The sequence below is a fragment of the Undibacterium sp. TJN25 genome (genome assembly GCF_049339885.1).
Taxonomy (GTDB): domain Bacteria; phylum Pseudomonadota; class Gammaproteobacteria; order Burkholderiales; family Burkholderiaceae_D; genus Undibacterium.
The window spans coordinates 206,730-233,327 of record NZ_JBMPPM010000008.1; the positions used below are offsets into that span (position 1 = coordinate 206,730).

General features: G+C 54.6%; 18 protein-coding genes and 2 tRNA genes. 10 read left to right on the forward strand and 10 right to left on the reverse strand.

What is annotated here, in order from left to right; all coding sequences use genetic code 11:
* The first annotated feature begins 387 nt into the window (after positions 1 to 387).
* On the forward strand, positions 388 to 3,930 hold the full coding sequence (locus tag ACO0LO_RS20575; RefSeq protein ID WP_422966897.1) for a PAS domain S-box protein: 3,543 nt from the start codon (positions 388 to 390) through the stop codon (positions 3,928 to 3,930).
* On the opposite strand, the gene ACO0LO_RS20580 is transcribed toward ACO0LO_RS20575, so the two are convergent.
* Both ACO0LO_RS20580 and ACO0LO_RS20585 read right to left on the reverse strand, forming a co-directional pair.
* Positions 3,927 to 5,366, reverse strand: a complete 1,440-nt coding sequence (locus ACO0LO_RS20580; RefSeq protein ID WP_422966899.1) for a diguanylate cyclase domain-containing protein — start codon at positions 5,364 to 5,366, stop codon at positions 3,927 to 3,929. The genes ACO0LO_RS20575 and ACO0LO_RS20580 overlap by 4 nt on opposite strands.
* Positions 5,367 to 5,625: 259 nt before the next feature.
* A complete protein-coding gene (locus ACO0LO_RS20585; RefSeq protein WP_422966901.1) occupies positions 5,626 to 6,567 on the reverse strand; it encodes a bestrophin family protein in 942 nt (313 codons plus the stop codon).
* A 132-nt stretch (positions 6,568 to 6,699) separates the two neighbouring features.
* On the opposite strand from ACO0LO_RS20585, the gene hpaR reads away from it, so the two are divergent.
* Positions 6,700 to 7,203, forward strand: a complete 504-nt coding sequence (hpaR, locus tag ACO0LO_RS20590) for a homoprotocatechuate degradation operon regulator HpaR (protein WP_422966903.1) — start codon at positions 6,700 to 6,702, stop codon at positions 7,201 to 7,203.
* Positions 7,204 to 7,230: 27 nt separating this feature from the next.
* On the opposite strand, the gene ACO0LO_RS20595 is transcribed toward hpaR, so the two are convergent.
* Both ACO0LO_RS20595 and ACO0LO_RS20600 read right to left on the reverse strand, forming a co-directional pair.
* The gene (locus ACO0LO_RS20595; RefSeq protein WP_422966905.1) at positions 7,231 to 8,436 is read right to left on the reverse strand and encodes an MFS transporter; all 1,206 of its coding nucleotides are present in this window, start codon (positions 8,434 to 8,436) and stop codon (positions 7,231 to 7,233) included.
* Positions 8,437 to 8,518: 82 nt separating this feature from the next.
* Positions 8,519 to 9,268: an SDR family oxidoreductase gene (locus ACO0LO_RS20600; RefSeq protein WP_422966907.1), complete on the reverse strand. Its 750-nt coding sequence runs from the start codon at positions 9,266 to 9,268 to the stop codon at positions 8,519 to 8,521.
* Positions 9,269 to 9,433: 165 nt separating this feature from the next.
* On the opposite strand from ACO0LO_RS20600, the gene ACO0LO_RS20605 reads away from it, so the two are divergent.
* Complete coding sequence (locus ACO0LO_RS20605; RefSeq protein WP_422966909.1) at positions 9,434 to 9,988, forward strand: TetR/AcrR family transcriptional regulator; 555 nt, start codon at positions 9,434 to 9,436, stop codon at positions 9,986 to 9,988.
* Between the two features lie 92 nt (positions 9,989 to 10,080).
* Here the strand turns inward: ACO0LO_RS20605 and ACO0LO_RS20610 are convergent, their stop codons facing one another.
* Positions 10,081 to 10,350, reverse strand: a complete 270-nt coding sequence (locus tag ACO0LO_RS20610; RefSeq protein ID WP_422966911.1) for a hypothetical protein — start codon at positions 10,348 to 10,350, stop codon at positions 10,081 to 10,083.
* 60 nt (positions 10,351 to 10,410) lie between these two features.
* Positions 10,411 to 11,340: a LysR family transcriptional regulator gene (locus tag ACO0LO_RS20615; protein WP_422966913.1), complete on the reverse strand. Its 930-nt coding sequence runs from the start codon at positions 11,338 to 11,340 to the stop codon at positions 10,411 to 10,413.
* 227 nt (positions 11,341 to 11,567) lie between these two features.
* Between ACO0LO_RS20615 and ACO0LO_RS20620 the strand changes: the two genes are divergently transcribed.
* On the forward strand, positions 11,568 to 12,914 hold the full coding sequence (locus tag ACO0LO_RS20620) for an MFS transporter (RefSeq protein WP_422967044.1): 1,347 nt from the start codon (positions 11,568 to 11,570) through the stop codon (positions 12,912 to 12,914).
* Positions 12,915 to 13,026: 112 nt separating this feature from the next.
* On the forward strand, positions 13,027 to 13,695 hold the full coding sequence (locus tag ACO0LO_RS20625; RefSeq protein WP_422966915.1) for a DNA-binding protein: 669 nt from the start codon (positions 13,027 to 13,029) through the stop codon (positions 13,693 to 13,695).
* Between the two features lie 127 nt (positions 13,696 to 13,822).
* Here ACO0LO_RS20625 and ACO0LO_RS20630 read toward each other — a convergent pair whose 3' ends face one another.
* Positions 13,823 to 15,211 carry an SIR2 family protein gene (locus ACO0LO_RS20630; RefSeq protein ID WP_422966917.1) on the reverse strand — a complete coding sequence of 463 codons (1,389 nt, stop codon included), beginning with the start codon at positions 15,209 to 15,211 and terminating at the stop codon, positions 13,823 to 13,825.
* Between the two features lie 455 nt (positions 15,212 to 15,666).
* Between ACO0LO_RS20630 and ACO0LO_RS20635 the strand changes: the two genes are divergently transcribed.
* Together ACO0LO_RS20635 and ACO0LO_RS20640 are read left to right on the forward strand one after the other, a co-directional pair.
* Positions 15,667 to 16,275, forward strand: a complete 609-nt coding sequence (locus ACO0LO_RS20635; RefSeq protein WP_422966919.1) for a hypothetical protein — start codon at positions 15,667 to 15,669, stop codon at positions 16,273 to 16,275.
* 194 nt (positions 16,276 to 16,469) lie between these two features.
* On the forward strand, positions 16,470 to 17,384 hold the full coding sequence (locus ACO0LO_RS20640) for a hypothetical protein (RefSeq protein ID WP_422966921.1): 915 nt from the start codon (positions 16,470 to 16,472) through the stop codon (positions 17,382 to 17,384).
* 228 nt (positions 17,385 to 17,612) lie between these two features.
* Here ACO0LO_RS20640 and ACO0LO_RS20645 read toward each other — a convergent pair.
* Positions 17,613 to 17,687 (reverse strand) — tRNA-Arg (locus ACO0LO_RS20645).
* 256 nt (positions 17,688 to 17,943) lie between these two features.
* Between ACO0LO_RS20645 and ACO0LO_RS20650 the strand changes: the two genes are divergently transcribed.
* A complete protein-coding gene (locus tag ACO0LO_RS20650; RefSeq protein ID WP_422966923.1) occupies positions 17,944 to 19,836 on the forward strand; it encodes an ATP-binding cassette domain-containing protein in 1,893 nt (630 codons plus the stop codon).
* 167 nt (positions 19,837 to 20,003) lie between these two features.
* Positions 20,004 to 21,677 (forward strand): hypothetical protein, encoded by a 1,674-nt coding sequence (locus ACO0LO_RS20655; RefSeq protein ID WP_422966924.1) that lies wholly within the window; start codon positions 20,004 to 20,006, stop codon positions 21,675 to 21,677.
* A 96-nt stretch (positions 21,678 to 21,773) separates the two neighbouring features.
* Here ACO0LO_RS20655 and murJ read toward each other — a convergent pair whose 3' ends face one another.
* Positions 21,774 to 23,327 carry a murein biosynthesis integral membrane protein MurJ gene (gene murJ / locus ACO0LO_RS20660; protein WP_422966926.1) on the reverse strand — a complete coding sequence of 518 codons (1,554 nt, stop codon included), beginning with the start codon at positions 23,325 to 23,327 and terminating at the stop codon, positions 21,774 to 21,776.
* 459 nt (positions 23,328 to 23,786) lie between these two features.
* Between murJ and ACO0LO_RS20665 the strand changes: the two genes are divergently transcribed.
* Positions 23,787 to 26,018: an NADP-dependent isocitrate dehydrogenase gene (locus tag ACO0LO_RS20665; protein WP_422966928.1), complete on the forward strand. Its 2,232-nt coding sequence runs from the start codon at positions 23,787 to 23,789 to the stop codon at positions 26,016 to 26,018.
* A 281-nt stretch (positions 26,019 to 26,299) separates the two neighbouring features.
* Here ACO0LO_RS20665 and ACO0LO_RS20670 read toward each other — a convergent pair.
* A tRNA-Ser gene (locus tag ACO0LO_RS20670) sits at positions 26,300 to 26,390 on the reverse strand.
* Positions 26,391 to 26,598: the final 208 nt, after the last annotated feature.

Genomic DNA, 26,598 nt, shown 5'->3' on the forward strand with positions numbered 1-26,598 from the left:
CTTATGTGAACCTGAAGTGATAATCAAGAGCACGGGTACCTATTTTGTTAAAAATTGACAACTTAAGTTGACAGTTTTTGTTTGACTCAAATAAACATCGCTTAGTTCAGTGTACTCTTAAATTCATGCCAAACACGTGGCAATGTGTAAATGCGTGATGGTAGTATGGGAATAGTTGGCCCATCTTCGTCCGGATGCGCATGCCTGCAGAAAAATGCGCATTTATCCGGCCGGGAACGCGCCAATCACTATGAGCGATGTGGATATACCGCCGCTGCGGATAAAAACGATAGGACTTGAGCCGACATGCTGACTTTGTAAGTCCTGCATGAGCGTTATCTCTTTGTCCGGGAAGTCGTTGCAACAGGTGCTGGAGCCGGGACTTACATGCCATCTTTTTCTTTGCATACCGTAGTCAGCATGTCGATCGCGGCATCTGCGCTGGTGATGCTGATCCTGTTTTATTTGCAGCGGCAGCAGGTCAACCGGCGTGCTACCGGATATTGGGCGCTGGCTTATGCCTGCCTGAGCCTGCGCCTGTGCTGTACGCTGGCAGGAGAATATGGCTACGGTTCTTTTGCCATGGCAGTGGACCTGTTCCTGTTGGGCTTCGTGCTCAGCCTGTGGCTGGGCGTCCGCGCCTTCAATGGTGAGCCTGTAGAAATCCGGCGGCCTTTATTTTTATTTGCCGGGTTCTCTGCATGGATAGGATTTTCCCATCTGGCCGGCATTCCCTTCGTCTGGCGCGCAATGCCTACGCATTTTTTCGCAGGCGGCATGCTGTTGGCGAGTGCCTTGCGCTTTTGGCGACATGACCGCCTGGCCGGCAATTCCGGCTATTCCGTGCTGGCCAGCCTGATCGGGCTGCGCGGCCTGCATCTATTTGACTATCCCTTTATCAGAAACGTCGAATCGCTGGCCTTGTTTGGGTTTTCACTAGGGGCGCTGCTGGATTTTTCCGCAGGCATGATGCTGCTGGTGGCGGCCACACTGGACCAGCAAAGGCAGACCGCGCGTGCGCTGGCCTTGCTGGATCAGGAGATGAACACCCGCAAAAAAACGGAGCAGACGTTGCATGACCGCGAGCAGCTGTTTGAGAAGGTCTTCCAGCTGGTTCCAGACGTACTGGTCGTGTGCAAGGAAAAGGGTGGCCAATATGTGGAAGTCAACCGCCATTGGGAACCCCTGACCGGTTACTCGCCGCAAGAGACGCTGGGTCGCAATTCCGCTGACATGGGCCTGTGGGTGGACCTGGCGCAGCGTGACGCCATGGTGACGGCGATGAAGAGCCTGGGAGAGTTCTGGGGCCTGGATGCCACGCTCAGGCATAAGGATGGGTATCACTATTTCGTTAAGGTCTCCGGCGTGCGCGTGCATGTCGGCGACGAGTCCTTCGTCTCCTATACAGTACAGGACGTGACGGCGGCGCGCGAGGCGGAGGCCTATCGCAGCCGGGTAGAGAGCCAGCTGCGCGAACGCGAGAAGCGTTTCGTCAAGATGTTCGATCTGGTACCGGAGATCATCAGCATTGCCAGCGTGCCCGATGGCATCCTGGTGGACGTCAATCGTAACTGGGAAGTGGTGCTCGGCTATAGCCGGGCCGAATCGATAGGCCGCAGCGCCGTCCACGACCTGGGCCTATGGCCCGATCCTGCGCACAGGGCCCAGCTAATGCAGCGGCTGGAGAATGAAAATTTTGTGCGCGGCTACGACACGGTGTTTCGCAAAAAGAACGGTGAGATCGCCCAGGTAGAGACTTTTTGCACATTGTTCGAGACCGACGGCAAGCGCTTCATGCTGGCAGTGGTACGCGATACGACGCAGCGGAACAATAATGAACAGGCCCGCTTGCGTGCCGAAAAAAATCTGCGCGACAGTGAGCGCCACCTGCGCGCAGTGCTCAATGCAATGGGTGAGGGCGTCATCGTCTGCGACCGGGACGGCCATGTGGTGCTGACCAACGCCGCTGCGGCCGCCATCCATGAGACCACGGAGCAGCAGATGTCCTTGCTGCATGACGCCAGGCTGTTCGAATTCCTGCGGGAAGACGGCAGTCCGCTGGATCAGCAGGAACTGCCGATATGGAAGACCTTTCAGTCCGGCGAATCGCAGCGCAATGTCACGCTGGGGTTGAGGCTTGCCAAGGGCGGCGTCAGGTGGCTGTATGTCAGCACCGACCCGGTTTTTTCAGAGGAAGACCCCGGGCATGTGGAACAGGTTGTGATTGCGATGGTGGATATCAGCCGGCAGAAAGAAGCGGAGGCACTGTTGCGCGAACGCGAAGCGGTGCTGGCGACGGTATTCCAGCTTGTGCCGGATACGCTGACCATCACCAGCCTCGCGGACGGGCGCTATGTCGATGTCAACCGCAACTGGGAGCCGCTGACCGGCTATACACGCGAAGAGGTGCTGGGCTTCACGTCGGGAGAACTCAGCCTGTGGAGTGATTTCACGCAGCGAAAAGACCTTGTCCAGCGGGTGCTGGGTGACGGCGAAGTGCGCGGCATGCAGATTGATTTCCGGCACAAGGACGGTCACGTGATCCACTGCCGAATATCCGGCTCCAAGTTTTCCGCCGGGGATCAGACCTACCTGCTGCTGTCGGTACAGAACATAGGCCAGGAGCTTGCGACGGAACAAGCCAGGGTGCAGGCCGAAACCCTGCTGCGCCAGAACGAGCATAAGTATTCGACGATATTCCAGCTATCCCCGATCGCATTGGGGCTGGTTAATATCGCCACATCGGAACTGGTTGAAGTCAATGACGTATGGCTGGCCCAGTTCGGCTATGCGCGCAAGGATGTCATAGGGCGTACGGCAACCGAACTCGGATTCTGGGAAACTCCGGGGCAGCGTGAAAAAATGATCGCTGAAATGCGCACGCAGGGCAGGGTGGACCGCTTCGAACTGCGTCACCGTCACAAAGACGGACACGTGCTGATCTGCCTGATGTCGGCGCGGCTGTTCGATTCGGAGAACGGCAAGATGTTTATTTTTTCGCTGCTGGACGTCACGCGCCAGTATGCAATCGAAAAAGAAATCCGCGAAATGACCGCTCAGCTGGAGGCCAGGGTCAAGCTGCGCACGCTGAAACTGGAACAGGCCAACGCAGAACTGGCAGATGCGATGGAGTCGCTGAAGCATGCGCAGGTCGAGTTGGTGCGCTCTGAAAAAATGGCCGCACTCGGCTCGCTTGTGGCGGGCGTCGCGCACGAACTGAATACGCCGATAGGCAATAGCGTAACAGTCGCCAGTACGCTGGAAGACAAGACGCGCGAACTGTTGCGTGACATTTCTAGCGGCGGCCTGCGGCGCTCGACGCTGGACCGTTATCTGCAAAGCGCGACAACCGGCACTGCCTTGTTGATGCGCACGCTGAACGTGGCGCGCGAACTGATCAGCAGCTTCAAGCAGGTGGCGGTAGACCAGTCCAGCAGCCAGCGCCGCCGCTTCGATCTGGAAAAGGTGCTGGAAGAAGTGATCGCCACGCTGTCTCCCATGTACAAGAAAGGCCCGTTCTTGCTGGCTACCGAGCTTAGCCCCGGCATCATGATGGACAGCTTTCCGGGTCCGCTGGGGCAGATCATTACCAATTTCATGACCAACGCACTGGCGCATGCTTTCGAAGGCAGGAATAGCGGCGAGATGCGCCTTGCCAGCCGGCTGCGGGATGACGGGTATGCCGAAATTATCTTCTCGGACAACGGCGCTGGCATTCCGGAAGCAGACCAGAGGCGGGTATTTGACCCCTTCTTTACCACCAAGCTCGGACAGGGAGGTTCCGGCCTGGGCATGAATATCGTCTATAACCTGGTTACAGGCGTGCTGGGCGGGGAAATAAGATTGGATAGCCGTGTGGGCGAGGGTACGCGCTTTACCTTGCGGCTGCCTTTATCCGCGCCGCAGATGTCGCCGGACGATACGCTTTAGTCGTCTTCGCTGTACAGGTGATAGCCCTTGCGGCCCTTTTTCTTGACCTGGTACATCGCGATGTCGGCCTTGGACATCAGTTGCTCCGGATGGTCGCCATCGCGCGGATACAGGGCAATGCCTATGCTGGGCGTGGTGCTTAGCGTGTGCTGCTCTATCAGGTAGGGTTGCGATAACGCATGCAGGATTTTGTCCGCTGTCTCCAGCACATGCTGTTCGGACGTCATGTCCGACAAGACGAGGATGAACTCATCGCCGCCTATGCGGGAGATGGTGTCTATCTCCCGCAGCAGCCCGCGCAGCCGGTTGGCTACCATCTGCAACAGCAGGTCGCCGATGCGGTGGCCGAGCTTGTCATTGACTTCCTTGAAACGGTCCAGGTCGATGAATTTGACCGCCACCATTTTCTGGTTGCGCTTGGCCTGGCTCAGCGCCTGCACCAGCCGGTCTTCCAGCAGGCGGCGATTCGGCAGTCCGGTCAACGCATCATGGTTCGCCAAATGCCGTATGCGTTCTTCTGCCAGCTGGCGCACCTGAATTTCATGCTGCAACTGCTGATTGCTGTTGGCCAGTTCTGCCGTGCGCTCCAGTACCCGCAGCTCCAGTTCCAGGCGTGCCTGCATCAGCGCATCCTGGGCCTGCTTGCGCTCGCTGATGTCGTCCAGCAGCCAGACGGCGCCTTTCTCCAGCGCAGTCTGGTCTACGAGGTTGGCCGTCATGCTGCACCAGAACAGACTGCCATCCTTCTTTTTTTGCCGTACTTCGCGGATGAAACTGGTGCCCTTGGCGATGTCGCTGGTGATCTCCAGTTCAGGCTCGAATGAGTCCACCGTTTGCAGCAGCTTGCTGAATGATACATTGGCGAGTTCGCCGTGCCGGTAGCCGTAGATATGTTCCAGATGCTGGTTGCAAGTGACGATCAGGTCATCCTTGACGAAGGCGATGCCGATATGTGCGTTGGCCAGGATGGCCTGCTGCTCCAGCAGCAGTTGCCGTATCGCTTCGCTGGCGCTTCGCCTTTCGGTGATGTCTTCGGTGATGAAGATGGTGCCCTTGGAGTGGTCCAGCGGATCAATGGCATTGGCCATCATGCGGCACCAGAATGTGCTGTCGTCGCGGCGCTTCAGCAATATTTCGATATCCATGCGCTTGCCCGCGCCCAGCGTCTGTTCCGCCACCTTGCCCAGGTCGCGATAGGCTTCGATGGAGGGGTAGGCCAGTGTAGTCGGCTGGCCTATCAGTTCCTTGCTGGTCCAGCCGAACATTTCGCTGAAGCGCTCATTGCAATGCAAAAATACGCCGTTGAGCGTGAAGGTAATGCCCAGTGAAGCATTGTCCAGGATGGCCTGGTATTCCAGCAGGGTTTGCAAGCCCCCTTCGTTGTCAATGGGTGTAGTGGGCGTAATGGGAGTAGTAGGCGTGTCAGTATGGGCCATGGCTGTCAGGCAGAAGAACCGGTGCCGGTAAGATGCAGATGACGTGAAAGCACTGTGCAGGCAGGGGATGAACACCCTGGGAGGCTAAGTAGTTATACTGAGTTTGCCAGAGTTTGCGATGCGTGTGTAAGGAATTTACACTCTGCAATATTTGAATGCCGCCCGTGGCATTGCCATGCTGCAAAAGGCAAGAGCCTGTGCGGAAAACCCCGGCTTATCCTGCGCGAAAGACAGGCCGGATATATGTGGCGCCGTGACCTCAGGTCAGGCAGTAGTTGACGGCTTCCAGCGGCGCAGGCACGTAGTCATCGGCCAGCGATTCGCGCAGATTGATTTCCACGCCGCGGCAAATCGCCTCCAGCGCCAGATCGTTGATTTCGGAGCCGAAGGGCTCTTCAATCTCGTCCCCCAGCGCATCCAGGCCGAAGAAGGTATAGGCCACAATCGCCACCACAAACGGCGTCATGAAGCCTATCGTATCCACGAGGCCGAACGGCAGCAGGAAGCAGTACAGATACGCTGTACGGTGCAGCAGCAGCGTGTAGGAAAAGGGGATGGGCGTGCCGCGGATGCGTTCGCAGGATGCCGCCGCGCCTCCCATTGCAGACAGGGTTGCATCTATGCTGTTTGCCAGGCAGGGATCGAGCCGACCTTCGTCCAGGCACAAGCGTACATCCCGGCCCATGCTTAACATCAGCAGGTGAGGGATATTGGTCGACTTGGCCGTCTGTTCCCATTCCGTTTTCGTCAGCAGTGTGCTGATTTCAGGAGATGGCGCCGTGTTACGCAGCAGGTCTTTCAGTGCATAGGAAAAGGCGATGGCGCGGTACACCATGCGTACCCGGACATCGTCCAGGCCCAATGCCGCGGTGGCGGGTACCGGATGCTGTATCAGGCTCTGGCACTGGCGCGCCAGGTTGCGGCTCCTGAGCACCAGTTCTCCCCACAGCTTGCGCGCTTCCCAGTAGCGGTCGTACGCCGCGTTATTGCGAAAACCCAGGAAGATCGCTAGCGGTAAACCTATCATGCTGAAAGGGATGGTCGTCAGCGTAATCTTGATATTAAACAGGTCGCCGTGCGTCAGCGTGACCAGTGTGGCGATAACGGTATTCAATATCAGCGCCGGCAAAATCCGCGGAAGTACCGAGCCTCGCAAGGACAGGAACAGTTTCAGTCCTGACGGACGGTCACGAACGATCATGGCTACCTCGCTTCAATAATTTACTAATATGTGAGTAAATTAAAACACTAATATGTTAGTAAGTCAACGTGTATAATCAAGAAAAAATTTCATGATGTGAATGGCAATACCTTAACGGCAAGGAAAACAGCCTTGAAATACCAGATCACCTATCCCAATCTGCCGCAGCGTCTGTTGAAGGCGCGCGACTTCCTGATGTCGAATTTTCGCCCGGTACTGAACCATTATGGCGTAACGGAGCAGCAATGGCGCATCCTGCGCGTGCTGGGAGAGTACGGGCATCTGGAGCCGCGGGAGTTGTGCGACCTGTGCCAGATATTGAGCCCTAGCATGGCCGGCATGCTGGCCAGGATGGAAGACACCGGGTTAATCCATCGTGAGCGCGTGGCAGGCGACCAGCGCCGCGTGACGGTCACGCTGGCGCCGCACGGGGAATACCTGATGAGCCAGATTGGCGCGCTGATCAGCCTGCAATACCAGAATATAGAACAGGCTTGCGGCAAGAAAATCTTTGCAGAGCTGTTTGATGTGCTGGAAGAGTTTATCGGGCTGGAAAAAACGACCATTCGCCAGGTGGCACTGCCGCCGCTTACTGCTACGTCCGACGACAGGAAGGCCGCCAAAAAATCCAGATGAGACCGGCAGGCCCGGTCTCCGGCAATCTCAGTTGCGCGCGCGTGTCGTCCATAGCGTCAATACAAGCGCCGCCAGTTCACACAGACCGCCCGCCCAGCCCAGCTGGGCAACCGAGCCGTGGGTGACGATCAGCGAGCCCAGCGCAGCCCCGGACGAAAAGCCTATGTACATGAACGAGGCGTTGAGCGACAGCACCACCGGGGCGACCTTGATCTCACGGATGTTGAACAACCGCGCCTGCTGTGCCGGGAAAAACGCCCATGCCGACACTCCCCAGATAGCGATAGCCGCCAGCACCGTCACAAGCGCGCTGCCGGGAGCGAGGAAGGTCGCGCTCAGCGACAGGCTGATAAATGACAAAAGCAGGATCGCCAGGCTGGGGATGATGACTGCGCGCGGCCCGAAGCGGTCGCTCATCTTGCCGCCTATGGCGATGCCGATAACAGCGGCAACGCCCCACATGAACAGCACCAGGCTGACGTGGGAATCATCAATGGCGGTAACAGTGGTCAGGAAAAGCGTCAGGTACGTATAGACTATGTAAGCGCCGGTGGCCCACATCGTGGTGATGAGTAGAGCCAGCAGCACGGCGGGTTGCCTGGCAACGGCAAGGCGTTCCCTGAGGCTGGCAGCTGGTATGCCTGCGCCTATGCCGGGCCGCAAGCCTATCATCAAGCCCATGGCGGCAACCAGCGCCAGCAAACCAACCCCGGCAAAGGTCATGCGCCATCCAAAATGATTGCCGATGGCAGCCCCTAGCGGAACGCCGATGGCCACTGCAACGCTGGTGCCGCCGTTGACAATGGCGAGTGCGCTGCCGCGTTTTTCCGGCGCGACCAGCGCACCCGCAAGGGCGTTCGCATTGGGCACGTAAAATCCGGCAGCCACTGCCAGAAAAACACGGGCTTCCATCAGCGTCCAGTAGTCATGCGCATGCCACGCAAAGATATTGGCGAACGCAAATGCAAACATTGCCAGGATCAGCACCTTGCGGCGGTCATAACTACCAGCCAGTGCTGTCAACACGGGAGAACTCAGTGCATACGTCAGCGCAAAGACGGTGACCAGTTGCCCTACCGCGGCAATGCTGGCAGAAAAATCCTGGGCCAGGCTGGGCAACAGCGGTGCGATCATCATTGCTTCCGTGCCTATGGCAAAGGCGCCCAGCGCGAGCCAGTACAATGGCATTCTGGAAGATACGGCTGCAGGCGCAGCAAGGGTGGCAGTGCTCATGTTGATGCTCCTTTGAATGTCCAGCGGGTCTGCGGCTTGCCGGAAAGCGACTCGATACAGTTCCGGCAAGCAGGCCCAGGATTTATTGCGGCTGTTCCATCATGTCGTTGAACTGCGCGACAAAGGCGGCTTCATTCGGGCCGGGATTATTGCGCAGCATCTTCGCGCCTTCCACCAGCACTTCTTCGGTATCTGTGCCGAGCACCTCTATGGTCTCAGCGATGAATTGCGCCAATGGCATCGCGCGCGGTTCTTCATTGCTGTTCAGCAGGTCGGTCTGGACCCAGGGCGGCGCCAGTTCCAGCACTTTGACGGAACTGCCGGCCAGCTTGAAGCGCAGCGACTGCGTGTAGGAGTGCAGCGCGGCCTTGGTGGACGAATACACCGCGGACATTGCCAGCGGCACAAAGCCCAGTACGGAGGAAACATTGATGACGGTTGCGGCCTCCTGGCTTTTCAGGTGCTCTATCAGTGCGGAAGTCATGCGGACGGGGCCCAGCAGGTTGGTGGCGACGGTGGAAACCAGCAGGCCGTCGTCTATTGTTTCCGCCGCGTTGTCGATCTGCATGATCCCGGCATTGTTGATCAGTACATTCAGCGCTGGGTAATCCTTTAACAACTGCTGAGCGACCGCTGCGATACTGGCAGGGTCTTCTACATTCAGGATCACCGACTGCATGCCGGGGTTGGCACGGGTAGTTTCATCCAGATGCCCCTGGCGCCGGCCTGAGATGATGACCTGGTTGCCCAGTGTATGCAGCGCCTCTGCCAAGCCGCGCCCTATGCCTGAACCACCGCCTGTAATAAAGATCGTATTTCCGCTTAATTTCATTTTTTGCTCCGTAGTGAATTTGAATGACTGCTTAGTTTCATGGCACGTTCAACAGCCTTGGATGGCTTAACATCAGTAATGAACTAATTGGTTCATTATTCGTCAAAAGGATTTTGAGCGCAAGAAAATATTGAACCAAATAGTTCAATGAGAGATAATAGGCAAATGGGACGACCAAAAAAATTCAGCCGCGAAGGAGTATTAGAGAAGGTCATCCCGGTCTTCTGGGAGCACGGCTTTGCCGGCACCAGGCTGCCAGACCTGGAACTCGCGTCTGGTGTGAATAAATCCGGGCTGTATTCCGAGTTCAAGGACAAGGAGGACCTGTTCCTGGCCAGCTTGAGCTATTACCTGGAAAACCGTGGCGGCAGAGCCTTGCTGTTTGCCGAGCCTTTAGGCTGGGATAATATCGACCGCTTCCTGCGCATGGCGGATGGGGGCTTTGACGGCAAGCGGGGATGTTTTTCGGTCAATTCGATGCGCGAGTTTGCCGATCTCCCGACGGAAGCTCAGAAAATCGTTGCAGAGGGGCGTTCCCTGATCAAAGCACTGTTAATTGACAATATCCGTGCGGCGGGCCCAAAGGCGCCTGCCGAAACCATTGCAGAAATGGTGCTGGTCTTCTTTTCGGGGATATGTATAGAGCAGAATCTGGACGAGGCGGAAGAGACTTCGTCGCGCAAGATTGATAATTTTATGCAGGTGGTGCGTAGTTTATAAAGGCTAGGGAGATGCAGGAGATGCAGGAGATGCAGATAGCGGGCGGTTTTGCCACGCCTTAGCCAAGCTAAGTCTAAACGAGTAGAAGCCTCTTAAACTTCCGAACTTCCCGCATGTCCCCGGCTTGATCTCCTTGCCACATCTATCGCCAGCTTGGCTTCCGTCAGCGCATCGCCGTCTGCGCAGCCGCGCAGATACACGATAGATCCGACTTCCATCAGCGAACCCAGCTCTTCATCTGACAGTTTATGGGCCAGCTCGCTTAGCTTTCTCGCCCACAGCCCGGCCAGTTCCATGTTGGAGGGCATCCTCCCCTGGTATTCAGAAGACATAATTCTTCGCAACATTTCGACGCTGTTCATCAATTCCTCCGCTAGAGTAATGATTTTGCATCAAATGTTTCGTAATGTATCTGGATTTAACTATTGTTCAAGATTTGTTGTTTGGCGGATAGATTCAGGAAGCCGCGCGCAGATATCCCGAAGGTGGCCACGCAGCCAGCGATGGGCAAGGTCGGCATCCAGCCGCGGATGCCACAGCATCGAGATTGTCAGTTCGGAAACTGCAACCGGCAGCGCAAAGCTATGCATGCCTGTGCGCAGGATGCCGGTATGGCGCTCGGGAACACTGGCGATCAGGTCGGAAGCCCGGGCCAGCGCCAGTGCTGTTGAAAAGCCGTCGACAACGGTGACAAGCTCCCGTTTCAAGCCCAGGGACTGCAGGGCTTCATCCATGGGTCCCTGAACCGTGCCCCTGCGTGACACATAAATATGCTCGCCGGATGCATAACGTACTGGCGTCATTTTGCCCCGGCTTAATGGATGGCCTATCCGCACTACGCCAATGAAGCGGTCCCTGAACAATGCCTGAGTACGTATTTCCGGGCTGGTTTCCATCCCTATCACGCCGGTTTCCAGGTCCACGCTACCGTCGCGCAGCGGCGTACTGTCCTTATTGGGTTTTTGCATGAAGCGCAGGCGCACACCGGGGGCTTCGCTGCTCACGCGGGCAATCAACTGGGGTCCGAAGTTTTCTACAAAACCTTCACTGGTGCGCAGTGTAAATGTGCGGACCAGCTGCTTGAGGTCGAGTTTTTCAGCGGGACGCAGTACGGCCTTGCCTTCCTGTACAAGGCGGCTGACCTGTTCGCGTAGTTCCAGCGCCCGAGGCGTGGCAACAAGGCCGCGTCCAGCCCTGACCAGTAAAGGATCGCCAGTTGTTTCCCGCAAGCGCGCTAGTGCCCGGCTCATGGCCGAAGGGCTTAGCCGCAAGCGCCGGGCTGCGCGCGCGACGCTGCCTTCCGCCAGCAGCACATCCAGCGTGATTAGCAGGTTGAAATCCGGAATAGACATGCGGTGACTTTAACATGGCCCACATCATATGTGGCGTCTGGTGCAGCTATAAAGTGTAAATGCTGCGCCTTCCGCCATGCCGCTAAACGATATATCGTGGAATGAATGTCATCAAGGAGTTCATTTTGAAACTTGTTTTTCCCTCTGGCGCCGGGGCCAAGGCCGCGATCGCAAACGCAGAGCGCACTCCGCCACTACGCTGGGCGCTGGCCAGTCTGTCCCTTTCCATGCTGATGCCGTCGCTGGATACCAGTATCGCCAATGCAGGCTTGCCGGTCCTGGCGCAAGCTTTTGCTGCGTCTTTCCAGGCAAGCCAGTGGATCGTCCTCGCCTATCTGCTTGCCATCACCACGCTGATTGTCGGCGCAGGACGTCTTGGCGATCTGGTCGGCCGCCGCCGCTTGCTGCTGGCGGGTATCCTGCTGTTTACCGCCGCTTCGCTGCTGTGCAGTATCGCTCCCACCTTATGGTTCCTGGTTGCCGCCCGCGCAGTGCAGGGGCTGGGCGCTGCCGCCATGATCGCGCTGACCATTGCGAGCGTGAGCGAAACCGTTCCCAAAGAAAAGACCGGCAGCACGATGGGTTTGCTGGGGACCATGTCCGCGCTAGGCACAACACTGGGGCCATCGCTAGGCGGATTCCTGATCGCAGGTTTCGGCTGGCCTGCGATCTTTGTTGTCAATGTTCCGCTGGGTTTGCTGAATTTTTACCTGGCGCGCCGCTACCTGCCCGCGGATATCCGCACACCCAGGACGGGGCGGGAAAGTTTTGATCATGCAGGCATGCTGCTGCTCGGCGCCACGCTCGCGGCGTATGCGCTGGCGATGACAAGCGGGCACGGCCGCTTTGGCCTGTTCAACATGGCCTTGTTGCTGGCTGCTGCCATCGGGATGGGCTTTTTTGTGCGCACGGAGGCAAAGGCTGTATCGCCATTGATCAGATTGTCGATGTTCCGTCACCCCGCCCTGAGTGCAAGCCTTGCCATGAGCATGCTGGTCTCCACGGTCATCATGTCCACGCTGGTGGTGGGTCCGTTTTACCTGTCCCGCGCGCTCGGCTTAGGCACCGGCATGGTAGGGCTGGCCTTGTCCGCGGGCCCGCTGGTTTCTGCGCTGGCCGGCGTACCGGCCGGCCGTATGGTGGACCGCTTCGGCGCACGGCGCACGGGGATTACCGGACTTACCGGCATGGCGGCAGGATGCCTGGCCTTGTGTTTTATAGGAGCTTCGTTCGGTCTGGCGGGATATCTGCTTCCCATCGTTTGCGTCACCGCCGGCTATGCCTTGTTCCAGGCGGCGAACAACACGGCCATCATGAGCGATATTCAGGCCAGCCAGCGCGGCCTTATTTCAGGCATGCTCAGCCTGTCGCGCAATCTCGGACTGGTCACCGGCGCATCTGTCATGGGAGCGGTGTTTGCGCTGGCATCAAACGCAGCCGACGTCACAACCGCGCCGCCCGAGGCCATTGCCGGCGGCATGCGGATCACGTTCGCAGTGGCTGCGATACTGATCATTGCTGCCCTTGCCATTGCGACCACGATCCGCCGCCGCAGCAGCATTGTTTCAGGATAAGGCACAGAAAAATAAAGTTGCCTTATGGTAATAATGTCCTGTGTCGTGTAGTATTTCACCGCAGATAGCAACAAACATCAACAGTGAATTCCACTCCGTATTGAAGACAGCAATGACACGTCAAGCACCCACATTCGATGAAGTTGCAACCGCCGCCGGCAGCTTGCACAACGACGGCAAGCAGGCCGGCATCGAAGCCATTTCCGGCCTCCTCGGCAATGCATCCGCTGCCGGCATCCACAAGCATCTGACTGCTTGGCGCGCCAGCCACGCCAAGCCTGCCGAAGCGCCCAGACTGGATATCCCCGAGCCTATAGTCAACGCCCTCGGTAACTGGGTTCGGCAATTTGCGGAAGAGGCCAGCGCCGGCGTTCGCGAAGCGCTTGCGCAAGCGGAAAGCGACGTGCAGGCCTTGCTCAAGTCAGGCGAGCAGCTGGAGGCCGAGCGTGACCAGGCCCTTGCCACCGTGGCCGAGCACGGCGAGAGCATTGAGCGGCTAACAGTTGAACTGCGCAACGCGCGCCATGTCGCCACCGAAGCGCTGGTCGGCAAGGCAAAAGACCAGTTGGCCATCGAGGGCAAGGACAGCCAGCTGGCGGATCTGCGGCTGCAGATCGAGCGTAATGTCGCAGCTTCTGCAGCGCAATCCGATGCGCGTCTTGCTGCCGAGATGGAACTGATAGGAGCCGTCACCGCGCGCGATAATTTTGAGGCAGAGCTCAGGGAGCTGCGTGGCCAACTGGATGTTTGCCGTGCCGAGCGCAATACATTGCGGGCTTAGCTAAAAATAAAATCGTTCCAACCTAACCGCAAGCGAAAACCAAATCCATCTTTTAGATTGACTGGTTTATCGTGCGCTATTTTTCTAAGCTGTCATGTGAGGCTATTCTTAATATTCGGTGCTATCGCTACTTTTTTACAGCCGGCGGTTGGCAATCTTTTGCCAGTGTATATTCTTCCCCAGATTGGACCTTTGTTAGCAATGTTATCGCCGCATCTGAGTATTTTCGAGTAAAGCTGTTCTCGCCACGTCCGGTTTTTAATTTGCAGTGATACGTATTATCAAATGACCGGATGTCAACGCCAGCATGTTCCGTTATGACCGCAATCAGCTTATTCACGTCGTTAAACCCTCTCAGGCCTAATTTGTCAGCTAACATAGTTGGCGTATACGGGTAGTTAGCATTCATATTAGAAGGTGAATCTAATAATGTGACGCCTAACAAATTTCCAAAAGTTTCAGATGACTCAATTGCGTGTTCCAATGTCTGGTAATTCACTTCGACATTCCTTGATGGAATATCGCGCCGCACTAAATTCACTGTTCTTGCCATGAGTGAGCGGAGAGCTTTTAAATTTACTTTTTCTAAGTTTCCGTGTGATCCAAATGCCTTAAATACCCATTCAAACGATTTAGCGGAAATACTTTTAATACGCACCTCGACCTCGTCGCCGACCAGTAAAACCCTTTCTCTTGGTGGCATTGAGTCAGGTGTTAGCGTGTCATCCCACTCCAAGATGTAAATATTAGGGCTGAGCGCAAGCGATGGCCTGAACATTCGGCTTATATCGTATAGGACGTTTTTAATGTTTGGATCTTGAGCTGAATAACCCACGAATAATAGTGGGTGCTCGGCAAAATACGTCAGCAGTTTTGCGCTTAGATATTTTTTATCGTTTTCAAATTCGTTATAGTCCTCTCTGGTCAGAACGAGCGAAGACGCGTCCGAAATACAGCCGTGAATTTTAAAGATTTCACCGATTGATAGATATGCGCGTTGCAAAATCTTTTGCCCGATAATTTTTTCATACTCGGGGAATAAAGGCTCAAGTAACTGGTCGTAGTTCGTAGTAATTATCGCATGAGGATCTATCGCTTTAAGAGCAGCTATCTCTGCGTCTAATTGAGGTGAGCCATACGAACCTTTGACTGGTCCAAGATTGTTTAACAGTTGTGTTGCTGCATATTTTATGAAAGCGTTGGTGGGTGTATTTCCATTAAAGTATTCTGGTGGAAAGTTAGGCTTGCCTTTCCCCCAGGCCCATTCTTGATAGTAAGTGGCAAATACAGAACCAATATCGATCGGGTCTGGGTCTTTTTGCTTGTAATATCCGTAGTCTTTATCAATTAGGGGACACTGTTTTGCAAGCGCATCTAGCAATTGATCCCAGTTCGGGGCATGAGAGTATCGTTTAGAAAAGCCTGATCCGATGAACAGTATCGGCTGGCAGCCAGCTAAGGAGAGGACGTTTTCGATATCTGCAGTGATTTCAGCTTGATACTGTGCATAGGCCATTGGATTCCCTATTTTGCGGATGGAATGCCCAAGATTATCCGGAAATGCTTCACTCGTAAAGAAATTGCAACATATTGCGGTTCGATGCGGTGTGTGCTTGATAGAAATTGCCGAGGCCAAATAACTTCAGCCGGAACAGCTTAAAAAGGGTTGGGTAACGCTAACTCGTATTGGTATTTGGCTAAGAGATAAGTTCCTGAAATTTGCTTTCTCCCCAGTTCTTTACATCAATAAAGCGCATACGACGCTAGAACAGCCATGTTGCATTATTGACGATTGAATGTCAGTCAAAATCGATGTTACCTTGACGCAAGAAAATTCTTTTTCTAAGTGAATGTCATGCGTGCGCTAATCATACTTGGACCGACTATGAATGTAGAAATTTTTGCCCTAACATTTTAAAGGCGCTTATCGGTAGCTTTGCCGGTGCCGGGCTTGCACTTTTTGCGAACTGGTTGCTGCGTCAAAGCCAGCGAGAAGACGATCAGATTGCCGCAGGAAATCTTGCAATTTTAACGCTTGCAAGAATGATTAATTCATTTCTCATATACAAAAAAGCAGTGCTTAAAATGAGAGCGGAAACACTCAAAGTGAATCCGGACTTACCAACTTGGATGCAAATGCGGCGAACTATGCACGAGTTCGATGAAACGTTAGTCATCAATTTCGACTCATTAGCATTCCTATTCCGTCCGCGAACTAGTCAGGTGATGAATCACTTAGTAATTGCCCAAGGTAAATATAAAAACCTTGTAAGTTTACACAAGGCTCATTTCGCATTTATGTTAGAACTGCAGGAAGCGCTTGCAGAATTAGCTGGCGATGATCACAAGGATATAGACATTGAACATGCTCTCAAACGAGTGCCAATACGTCTACAGAGCAGCGTAGAAATAACTAACATTGCCCTGATGGATGCGTTCAGAACGGATGAACAGTTGATGTTAGACGCTCTACGGGAATTCGGAACGTCGCTTCGGTCGACGCTTGGAGTCGGTCGGTTGGTAACAATTGAAATTCCTGAGCACCTGCTAACATCGGTTGACCCGTCACTGCATGTGTGAATGAGATGGCTAGGAACACAATTGAGCGCCAATAAATACGCAAACGGGAAGCCATGGAAACTCTCCAACATAAATAAGATTTCTACAAATGAAGTTACCTATATCGTAATAAGCTAACGCTACCATGTGGCCACGTAACGCCGTTCACAGAAGAAATTTTCGTTTAAGCAGTGATCAAACCCTGGAGAATTCCTTTGCAACTCGTAAATGATCTTATTGAGTTATTAAGTGATCAAAACGCATCCCTTACTGGAGCCCTATTAAAAACCAATGTTCTCCTTTTTAAGATCGGGCATAAAGAACTTACGGAGTGGGTGAAGTTTGAATTGTATGGTTACCCGGAGGGGCATCAGGTGCCGGGATACCGCCGTGTAAAGGGTCGTCTTCTAGGCAGGATCTCCAACATAGGAGGAACATACCCTTCTCATCCTCTGCCACTGGGGCACCTGCCGCGTGAAGTCGTAGACATCCTGGAGACGTCGCCGATAGGTTGGTCTATTGCTGCGCTGGAAAGCATGCTTGCCCAAAAAACCGACAAAAAAAAGTTTGCTGCGCCGCTTCCTTTGGAATTTAATGCAGACCTGGGACAGACCTTGACTAACGGATATGTCATTGAAAAGGCTTGGTTGGAGATCGAAGTTGCGAGCATCGAACAGATTTTGATAAATGTGCGGGCACGATTGCTTGATTTTGTATTGAACTTGCAGAACGAAATTGGTGCAACCACTACGGATGACGAAATGACGAAAAAGGCCCAGTCGATTGATGCCCCTACATTGTTTACCAACAGCTTCGGGAATTACACAACCGTCATCATCGGCAACCATAACAGCCCGTATATAACCATTACGGTGACTAAAGGGGATTTTGCCCAGTTAGAGAATCAGTTGAAACAGCACCATGTTGAGGACGGTGACATAGCTGAACTCAAGGACGCTATAGATTGTGATAAAGATGCGCCGGTAGCGGGAAATAAGAAATTCGGTCCATCGGTCGAAGGATGGTTTAAAAAGATGATGGGCAAGGCTGTCGACACGTCTTGGCAGATTGAGATCGCAATTGGAGCCAATCTTCTTACCAATGCACTGCAGAAGTACTATGGATTGTGATCTGGGCCGCGCCTTAGTGCAAATATCATGCGCAATCGGGTCAAAACTGCGCGGCGCGTTACAGTGGTTGCACGGTGCCAAAAATCGTGCAATTTTGCTTACTTAGCGGTGCCAATATTCTCGCAAACGGGTGACAAAACTGACGCCGCGCTACAGGGAAATGGGGACGCGTTAAGTCATGGATTTTATGGATTAAATGGCGTTTTGTGCGGTAGGCAGAAAAGAGGGTGGTCCCTCCGACAAGAATCGAACTTGTATCCCACGCTTAGGAGGCATGTGCACTATCCATTGTGCTACGGAGAGACTCTAGGATATTTGCATACCCTGGAAAGTCTGCCATCTTACCCTACCTGTAATTCTCCACTCAAATAAAATTTAACAAAAAATGCTGAAAAAGCAAAAAATCCCTCATTTTTTTGCCCTAAGGGCAAGCCGTGGGCGTCATGCTTATGTGCACTTGCGGAATAAATAGGTGGGAAATGCGGCTTGTCGGTACAATACGGCCTTTCCCATCCAAATTACGCTCTTTGTTGACGTATTAACCGGTAATTAAGTATTTATGGCAGTCATTTCTCTTAGCGATGCCCAGTTGGCCTTTGGGCACGTGGCCTTGCTCGATCATGCGGAATTTTCACTGGAAACCGCAGAGCGCGTCGGCCTGATCGGCCGCAACGGCACCGGCAAATCCTCACTTCTGAAAATCATCGCCGGCACGTCCAGGCTGGATGACGGCCTGCTGGTGATGCAGCAGGGCCTGAAGATTGCCTATGTGGAGCAGGAGCCGCAATTCTCCGCCGATCTTCGCGTGTTCGATGCAGTGGCGTCCGGCATGGGAGAAATGCAGGCATTGCTGAAGGAATATGAAGAACTGACAGGCCAGTTCGGCGGCGACAATGACGATGCGCTGATGGAACGCATGCATGACATCCAGGTCAAGCTGGATGCGGCTGACGCCTGGAGCCTGACCAACAAGGTGGAAACCACGCTGGACAAGCTGAACCTGAAAGCGGATGCGATCATGGGCACGCTGTCCGGCGGGATGAAGAAGCGCGTGGCGCTGGCCTGCGCACTGGTGAGTGCGCCGGACGTGTTGCTGCTCGATGAGCCGACCAACCATCTGGATTTCAGTTCCATCATGTGGCTGGAGGGTTTGCTGCGCGACTTCAAGGGCAGTGTACTGTTCATCACGCATGATCGCAGTTTCCTGGACAATGTATCGACGCGCATCATCGAACTGGACCGCGGCAAGCTGACTTCCTACCCTGGCAATTTCACGACTTACCAGACCCGCAAGGAAGAGCAGCTGGAAGTGGAAGAAGTGGAAAACGCCAAGTTCGACAAGTTCCTGGCGCAGGAAGAGATCTGGATACGCAAGGGTGTGAAGGCGCGCCGCGTGCGCGACGAAGGCCGTGTGAAGCGCCTGGAAGACTTGCGCGTACAGCGCAGCGTGCGCCGCGACCAGCAGGGCCAGGTCAAGCTGGACGTTTCCACCGGCGAACGTTCCGGCAAGATTGTGGCGGAGCTGGAAAACGTCAACAAGAGCTTCGGCGACAAGCTCATCGTGCGCGACTTCAGCGCGATCCTGATGCGTGGCGACAAGGTCGGCCTGATCGGCGCCAATGGCGCCGGCAAGACTACCCTGCTCAAACTGATCCTCGGAGAAGACCAGCCTGACAGCGGCACCATCAAGCAGGGCACCAAGCTGCAGATCGCATACTTCGACCAGATGCGCGCGCAGCTGAATGAAGATGCCAGCCTGGCAGACACGATTGCACCGGGTAGCGACTGGGTGGAAATCAACGGCCAGCGCAAGCACGTGATGTCCTACCTGAACGACTTCCTGTTTGCGCCGGAACGTGCGCGCTCACCGGTAAAATCGCTGTCGGGCGGCGAGCGTAACCGCTTGCTGCTGGCCCGCCTGTTCGCCAAGCCGGCCAACGTACTGGTGCTGGATGAGCCGACGAATGACCTGGATATCGACACGCTGGAATTGCTGGAAGAACTGCTGGAAGACTATAAGGGCACGGTTTTCCTGGTCAGCCATGACCGCACCTTCCTGGATAACGTGGTAACGCAAGTGATTGTGTCGGAAGGCGAAGGCCAGTGGCGCGAATTCATCGGCGGCTATACGGACTGGGAGCGTTATCGTCCTACGGTAGCTGCGAACAAGCCTGCGGCGAAGGTGGAGGCCAAGACTGAGGTGAAAGCCGCGCCGGTTGCCGCCGCGAAGAAAAAGCTCAGCTACAAGGAACAGCGCGAGCTGGATGAATTGCCGAAGCTGATTGCGCAACTGGAAGCAGAGCAGAAATCCATCACCGAGCGCCTGAATGACGCCGACCTGTACAAGAAGGGCGCCGATGAAGCGAAGAAGCTGAACGAGCGTTTTGCGCAACTCGATGAACAGTTGCTGGAAGCACTGGAAAAATGGGAACAGATTGAGGGCAAGAACTAGTTCGTATCAGTTAAGCTTCACATCGACAACAGGCAGGGAATGCGAATTCCCTGCCTGTTTTTTTATTTGCGAAATGTTATTGAAATGCTTTCTTTAAAACCTTATTATTGAGATAACTGTTGGTTGGTAAGAAATATTGCCAGTCTAATCTTAGTTCCCGGAATCCTATGATCTATCATCACATTGAATGCAACGAGTGCAGCTATGTCGGCGAATATAGCCCTTATCCATATCGGTCGCGTCGCAGGGTGTACGACTTGGGGCCAAGTGCGGTAGTGCCTGTGACGGAGCGGATTTCATGGTGTTACGATTGCGGGCGCTTAGTGCGGGTAGAAAAGCTGATATCGCAGGACGGCATCTCGGCAATGCTGGCAGACTATGCGGAGACCGTAAAAACCGGCGGAAATGGCCTGCGCGATGACCTTGAGTTTGCCGGAGAGGTGCTACACAGCGAAGCGCAATGGAGGGCCTTCGCGACGGAGAGGGAAGCAGGCAAATGCAGATGCATCCGTTGCGGCTCCACAAACATTGAGACAGAAGCCGAATTCAACTATTTCTCCACCGGCAAAATCGATTCATTCCGGCATCCCGGTTGTGGCGGAAAGCTGCGCGTGATTAAAACCGAGGATGATCTCCACATTTCCAGGAAAAATTTCTATCCGGAGCGCCTCCCTAGAGCCATCTTTTCAAAGAATGGCTTGATAAAAATGGTGGAAGAGCGGCCTGGAATTGCGGATTCCACACCAGAAGATACGGATACAGTACGGCAGGCGCAACAGCCGGAAGCTGACATCTACTTGCGGCCAGGAGCCGAGCAAATATCCCGGCTTGTCAGCAGATTGAGGGAAAACAATGCCTATTCGCTTGAAGCAAATGATGAATTGCTGGATGAACTTGCCAGGACGATATCTGCATGGAACATGGATGCCAGGCGTTTGCGGGTAGATCTTGCAGAGAAAGGAGTTCGGCACGAACTTAGCGAGACCGTATACACCGGCGGATTCACTATACTTCTGTTGCTGATCTCTGCGAAAAGATTCCAGCAAGGCTCGCGTTTGCTGGAAGTGATGCAGGCGTCCTTTGCCGATATTCCCGGACGAGCCGGCAAGCTTGCCGAGTTTGAACACATTACTCAAAGCCATCATGCCGAGCTTAAAGAAACGCAGGACCGAATAGAGGTCACGGAGCAGAAAAAGCAGGATGACAGGCAAATTTCAGAACCGTTTAACAGCGTAGCGGACGCCCGCAAGAAGGTGCTGGTATTGGAAATCAGCGCCGGGATTTTTTGGAAAGACAAGTTCCGTTTGTATTCGACAGAAATAGAATGGAAAGATCAGCGCATCGCGCTTGATGACATTCAGTGGATTATTTGGGGAGGGGTTCCGACCTTTGACAAAAAAGGTTCCGTCATAAAAATGGATACGCACATTCGCGTAGGAAATGCAGAACGCTCACTTGATATTCAGGGGTTCAGCGGAAGCAAGGCAGGGAAAGTGATCGACAGTCTGCGCCAACCTTTAATGAGTCGCTTGATGTGGGTAATGATAACGGAAATCAAGTCAGGGAAACTGCTTCCGTTCGGTGACGCGCGGGTAAATGATCTCGGTGTCTACCTCACCAGACGCGAGCAATTCGGGGCGCTTCCCGTTCATTGTGTGTGGGCAGATATCAATGTGGCGTATCAGAATGGAGATTTGCATATTTCCTCCAAGAGCGATCCGCGTACCTATGTCAACATTCCTTTCATCCGTATAAAAAATGCGCACCTGCTGGAAACGGCGGTCGTCCATGCCCTAAAAAAAGGCATGCAAAAAATCAGTGACCTGCTGTTGGCCAGCTAGCTTTGGCTCGCGTTAGCGTTAGCGTAATGGCAGCCGTTAGATGCAAAAGGCAAAGATCAGGGATCTTTGCCTTTTTTAATTCCCGGTTTGCCTGGCCTACACCTTGGCGACTTTCCTGAAATCTCGCGGCCTGAAGCCCATGATCAGCAGGGCGCCGAAGTATGCCACGCCGCAGCTGGCCAGCACCAGCGCCAATGCCAGCAGGCGCTTGACCGGTGTTGCCTGCATCGCGATCCAGTCAAAATGTTCTGACATGATCAGGGCGACGCCTGCCATGACGAGCAAGGCCGCCGCCAGCTTGACGAGGAACATCAGCCAGCCTTTTTGCGGCGTATAGATGCCCTTTCTTTGCAGGCCGATGTACAGGAAGCCGGCATTGATGCAGGCTCCCAAGCCCACGGACAATGCCAGACCTGCATGCGCGAGTTTGGGTACAAACATATAGTTCATCAGTTGGGTGGCGAGCATCACGCCTATCGCGATCTTGACCGGTGTCTTGATATCCTGTTTGGCGTAAAAGCCGGGCGCCAGGATCTTGACCACGATCAGGCCGATCAGCCCCGCGCCGTAAGCGATCAGCGCCTTTGCCGTTTCATGCACCGCCTCCGCGCTGAATTGATGGTAGTGGAATAGCGACGCGGTCAACGGTAAGGACAAGGTTGCCAGGCCGACCGCGGAAGGCATCGCCAGCAGGCATGTCAGGCGCAGGCCCCAGTCCAGCAGCGCGGAGTATTCTGCATGGTCGCCGTCTGCGTTTGCCTTTGACAGGCTGGGCAAGAGTATCGTGCCCAGCGCCACACCCAGCAGCGCGGTCGGAAACTCCATCAGGCGGTCCGCATAACCCAGCCAGGAAATACTTCCCTCCTGCAGGCGTGAAGCAAGGTTGGAATTGATCAAGATGCTGATCTGCGATGCCGATACGGCGAAGATTGCCGGCCCCATGTTGATCAGCACGCGCCGCACGCCGGAATCGCGCAGGGCAGGAAGAGGGTTGATGTTAATTGCAGGCATCATGCCTATCTTGACCAGGGCGGGAACCTGTATCGCCAGCTGCAGCACGCCGCCGACGAATACGGCAATCGCCAGCGCGTAGATAGGTTCTTTCAATAACGGCGCCAATAGCAGGGAGCCGGCGATGGATGACAGGTTCAGCAGCACAGGCGTGAACGCGGGTATCTTGAATTCGCGCCAGGTATTGAGTATGCCGCCTGCCAGGGCTACCAGCGACATAAAGCCGATGTAAGGAAACATGATGCGGGTCATGACGACGGCCAGGTCGAAAATCTGCGGCTTGGAGTGGAAGCCGGTTGCGATCATATAAACGACGGCCGGCGCGGCAAGCACACCGACGACGCAGGTGATCACGAGCACCCAGGTCAGCAGCGTCGCTACATGGTCCACCAGACTCTTGGTCACCTCATGGCCCTGCTGGGACTTGTATTGGGCCAGGATGGGCACGAAAGCTTGCGAGAACGCGCCTTCGGCAAAGACGCGGCGCAGCAGGTTGGGGATGCGGAAAGCAATATTGTAGGCATCTGTATGGCCAGAGGCGCCGAAAGCGCTGGCGATCAGCACATCGCGGAACAAGCCGGTAATACGCGACAGCATCGTCATGCCACTGATGGTGGCTAGTGTTTTTAGTAAGTTCATGGAGCGGCATTATAACGGTTGGGCCAGCGCGCTGAATGTCGCCTTTTGTAAAAGCTGCAAGCAGGTGTAGGCATGTCCGCTGCCAGGAAGGGTATGCTCGACGAGGGCGGGGCAGGGGGACGGCTCGCTCCGGGCACCCCCTGTCAGCCCATGCTCGCGGCCTGGCAATGGCAAAACGCTGTCATTTGCACAAGCAATCCATAAAAATCCACTGGAAAATATACTGTCTTTCATGCCAGGAGACGCGCCGAGGAGGTAAACTCCTGCTTATCCCACTGGCGGTCAATCCGCGCGATGACAGGGTTTAAGTAAATAACGGCAGGAACGTTTAAAATAAGCGACTTGGCTGAGAAAGGCGTCAGCGCCAACAGGCCAGCCCTCAGGGCAGGGTATATTTCTATGTGCCTGGAGCGTAGTCAGTTTCAACACCAGGCATCAACCGCATACGAAGGAATAAACATGGCAACACAAAAATCAAAGATCATCTACACGCTGACGGATGAGGCGCCTCTGCTGGCGACGTATTCCCTGCTGCCCATCATCAAAAAATTCACCGCGCCGGCAGGTGTTGACGTAGTCGCCAGTGACATTTCGGTGGCGGCGAGGGTACTGGCTGAATTTCCAGAATACCTGAGCGACGATCAAAAAGTGCCTAACACGCTGGCCGAACTGGGTGAGTTGACGCAGAGCCCCGACACCAACATCATCAAGCTGCCCAATATCAGTGCGTCGGTAGCGCAGTTGATGGCATGCGTGCGTGAGCTGCAGGGCCGCGGCTACAAGCTGCCCGACTATCCTGAAGATCCAAAGACCGACGCCGACAAGGCGCTGAAGGCGCGTTTTGGCAAATGCATCGGCAGCTCAGTCAATCCGGTACTGCGTGAAGGCAATTCCGACCGCCGCGCGCCCAAGGCAGTGAAGGAGTTCGCGCGCAAGCATCCGCATTCGATGGGTGAATGGAGCCAGGCATCGCGTACCCACGTGTCGCACATGCATGAAGGCGACTTCTACCACGGCGAGAAGTCGATGACGCTGGACCACGCCCGCGACGTCAAGATGGAACTGGTCACCAGCTCGGGCAAGACCATTGTGCTCAAACCGAAAGTCTCGCTCAAGGCCGGCGAGATCATCGACAGCATGTTCATGAGCAAAAAGGCGCTGCTGGATTTCTATGAAAAAGAGCTCGACGACGCGCACAAGACCGGCGTGATGTTCTCCCTGCACGTCAAGGCAACGATGATGAAGGTGTCCCACCCCATCGTATTCGGCCACTGCGTCCGCATTTTCTACAAGGAAGCTTTCGCCAAGCACGCCAAGCTGTTTGAGGAACTGGGCGTCAACGTCAATAACGGCATGGTCAACCTGTACGACAAGATCGAGACCCTGCCCGTATCCCAGCGCGATGAAATCCTGAAGGACCTGCACGCGTGCCACGAGCACCGTCCTGAACTGGCGATGGTCGATTCCGCCAAGGGCATCACCAACTTCCATTCGCCCAACGACATCATCGTTGACGCATCCATGCCAGCAATGATCCGTATCGGCGGCAAGATGTGGGGTGCCGATGGCCGTCCGAAGGACGTCAAGGCCGTGATGCCGGAAAGCACATTTGCCCGCATCTATCAGGAAATGATCAATTTCTGCAAATGGCACGGCAACTTCGATCCACGCACCATGGGTACCGTGCCGAACGTCGGCCTGATGGCCCAGCAAGCTGAAGAATATGGCTCGCATGACAAGACTTTCGAGGTGCCTGAAGCCGGCGTCGCCAACATCACTGACCTCGCCACCGGCGAAGTGCTGCTGACGCAGAATGTGGAAGAAGGCGATATCTGGCGCATGTGCCAGGTCAAGGATGCGCCTATCCGCGACTGGGTCAAGCTGGCCGTCACCCGTGCCCGCAACTCCGGCATGCCGGCGATATTCTGGCTCGACCCGTATCGTCCACATGAGAACGAGATGATCAAGAAAGTCCAGACCTACCTCAAGGACCACGACACACAAGGCCTCGATATCCAGATCATGTCCCAGGTACGCGCGATGCGCTTCACACTGGAACGCGCATCGCGCGGACTGGACACCATCTCGGTAACCGGCAATATCCTGCGCGACTACCTGACTGACCTGTTCCCTATCCTGGAACTGGGCACTAGCGCCAAAATGCTGTCCATCGTGCCATTGATGGCCGGTGGCGGCATGTACGAGACAGGCGCCGGCGGATCGGCTCCCAAGCATGTGAAGCAACTGGTGGAAGAAAATCACCTGCGCTGGGACTCGCTGGGTGAATTCCTCGCCCTTGCCGTGTCACTGGAAGACATGGGTATCAAGACCGGCAATGCCAAGGCCAAAATACTGGCCAAGACACTGGATGAAGCCACCGGCAAGCTGCTCGACAATAACAAGTCGCCTTCGACCCGTACAGGCGAACTCGATAACCGCGGCAGCCATTTTTACCTGGCGCTGTACTGGGCACAGGCATTGGCCGCACAGTCAGATGACGCGGAACTGAAAGCATACTTCACACCGCTGGCGAAAAACCTGTCGGAAAATGAAGCGAAGATCGTCGAAGAGCTGAAAGAGGTGCAGGGCAAAGAAATGGACATCGGCGGTTACTATTTCCCTGACCCGGCGAAAACCGATGCCGTCATGCGTCCAAGTGCAACTCTGAATGCAGCATTGGCTACCATCTGACGAAGAGTAACAAACAGCGCAGCCTGCCCGGTTAATCGGCGCAGGCTGCTGACTGAGTCCTGGAAATAAAAAAGCTAAGCCGTTGAAATCAATGGCTTAGCTTTTTTTATGATGGAGAAAAGACAAACTCCCCATATTTATAGTCGCGTTAGCGAAATGGCTGGTTCGTTTTTTAAAGTAACCGGAATAGCGTTCGAAGGCTGTGACTTGTGGAATCTATGACGCAGTCAGATTCTATGACGCAAAAAAATAAGGCCTTCCGAAGAAGGCCTTATAAATACTGGCGGAGAAACGGGGATTCGAACCCCGGGTAGGCTATGAACCTACACACGCTTTCCAGGCGTGCGACTTAAACCACTCATCCATCTCTCCTGATTTCGCAAAAAGTGTTACATCTGCGAAGCTCGCAATTATAGCAGAACTTTTTTGAGCTATGAAGCTTTTCTTGCGGTAGATGTTGATAAATTTTCATACAAAACTACCCGCCTGCATCTCGTCTGGCCCTGGCCTGATTTCATTTCTCGCGTAGCCGGTATTTCGGCGCTGGTACTTATAAGGCTCAGTAATACAGGGCTCAATG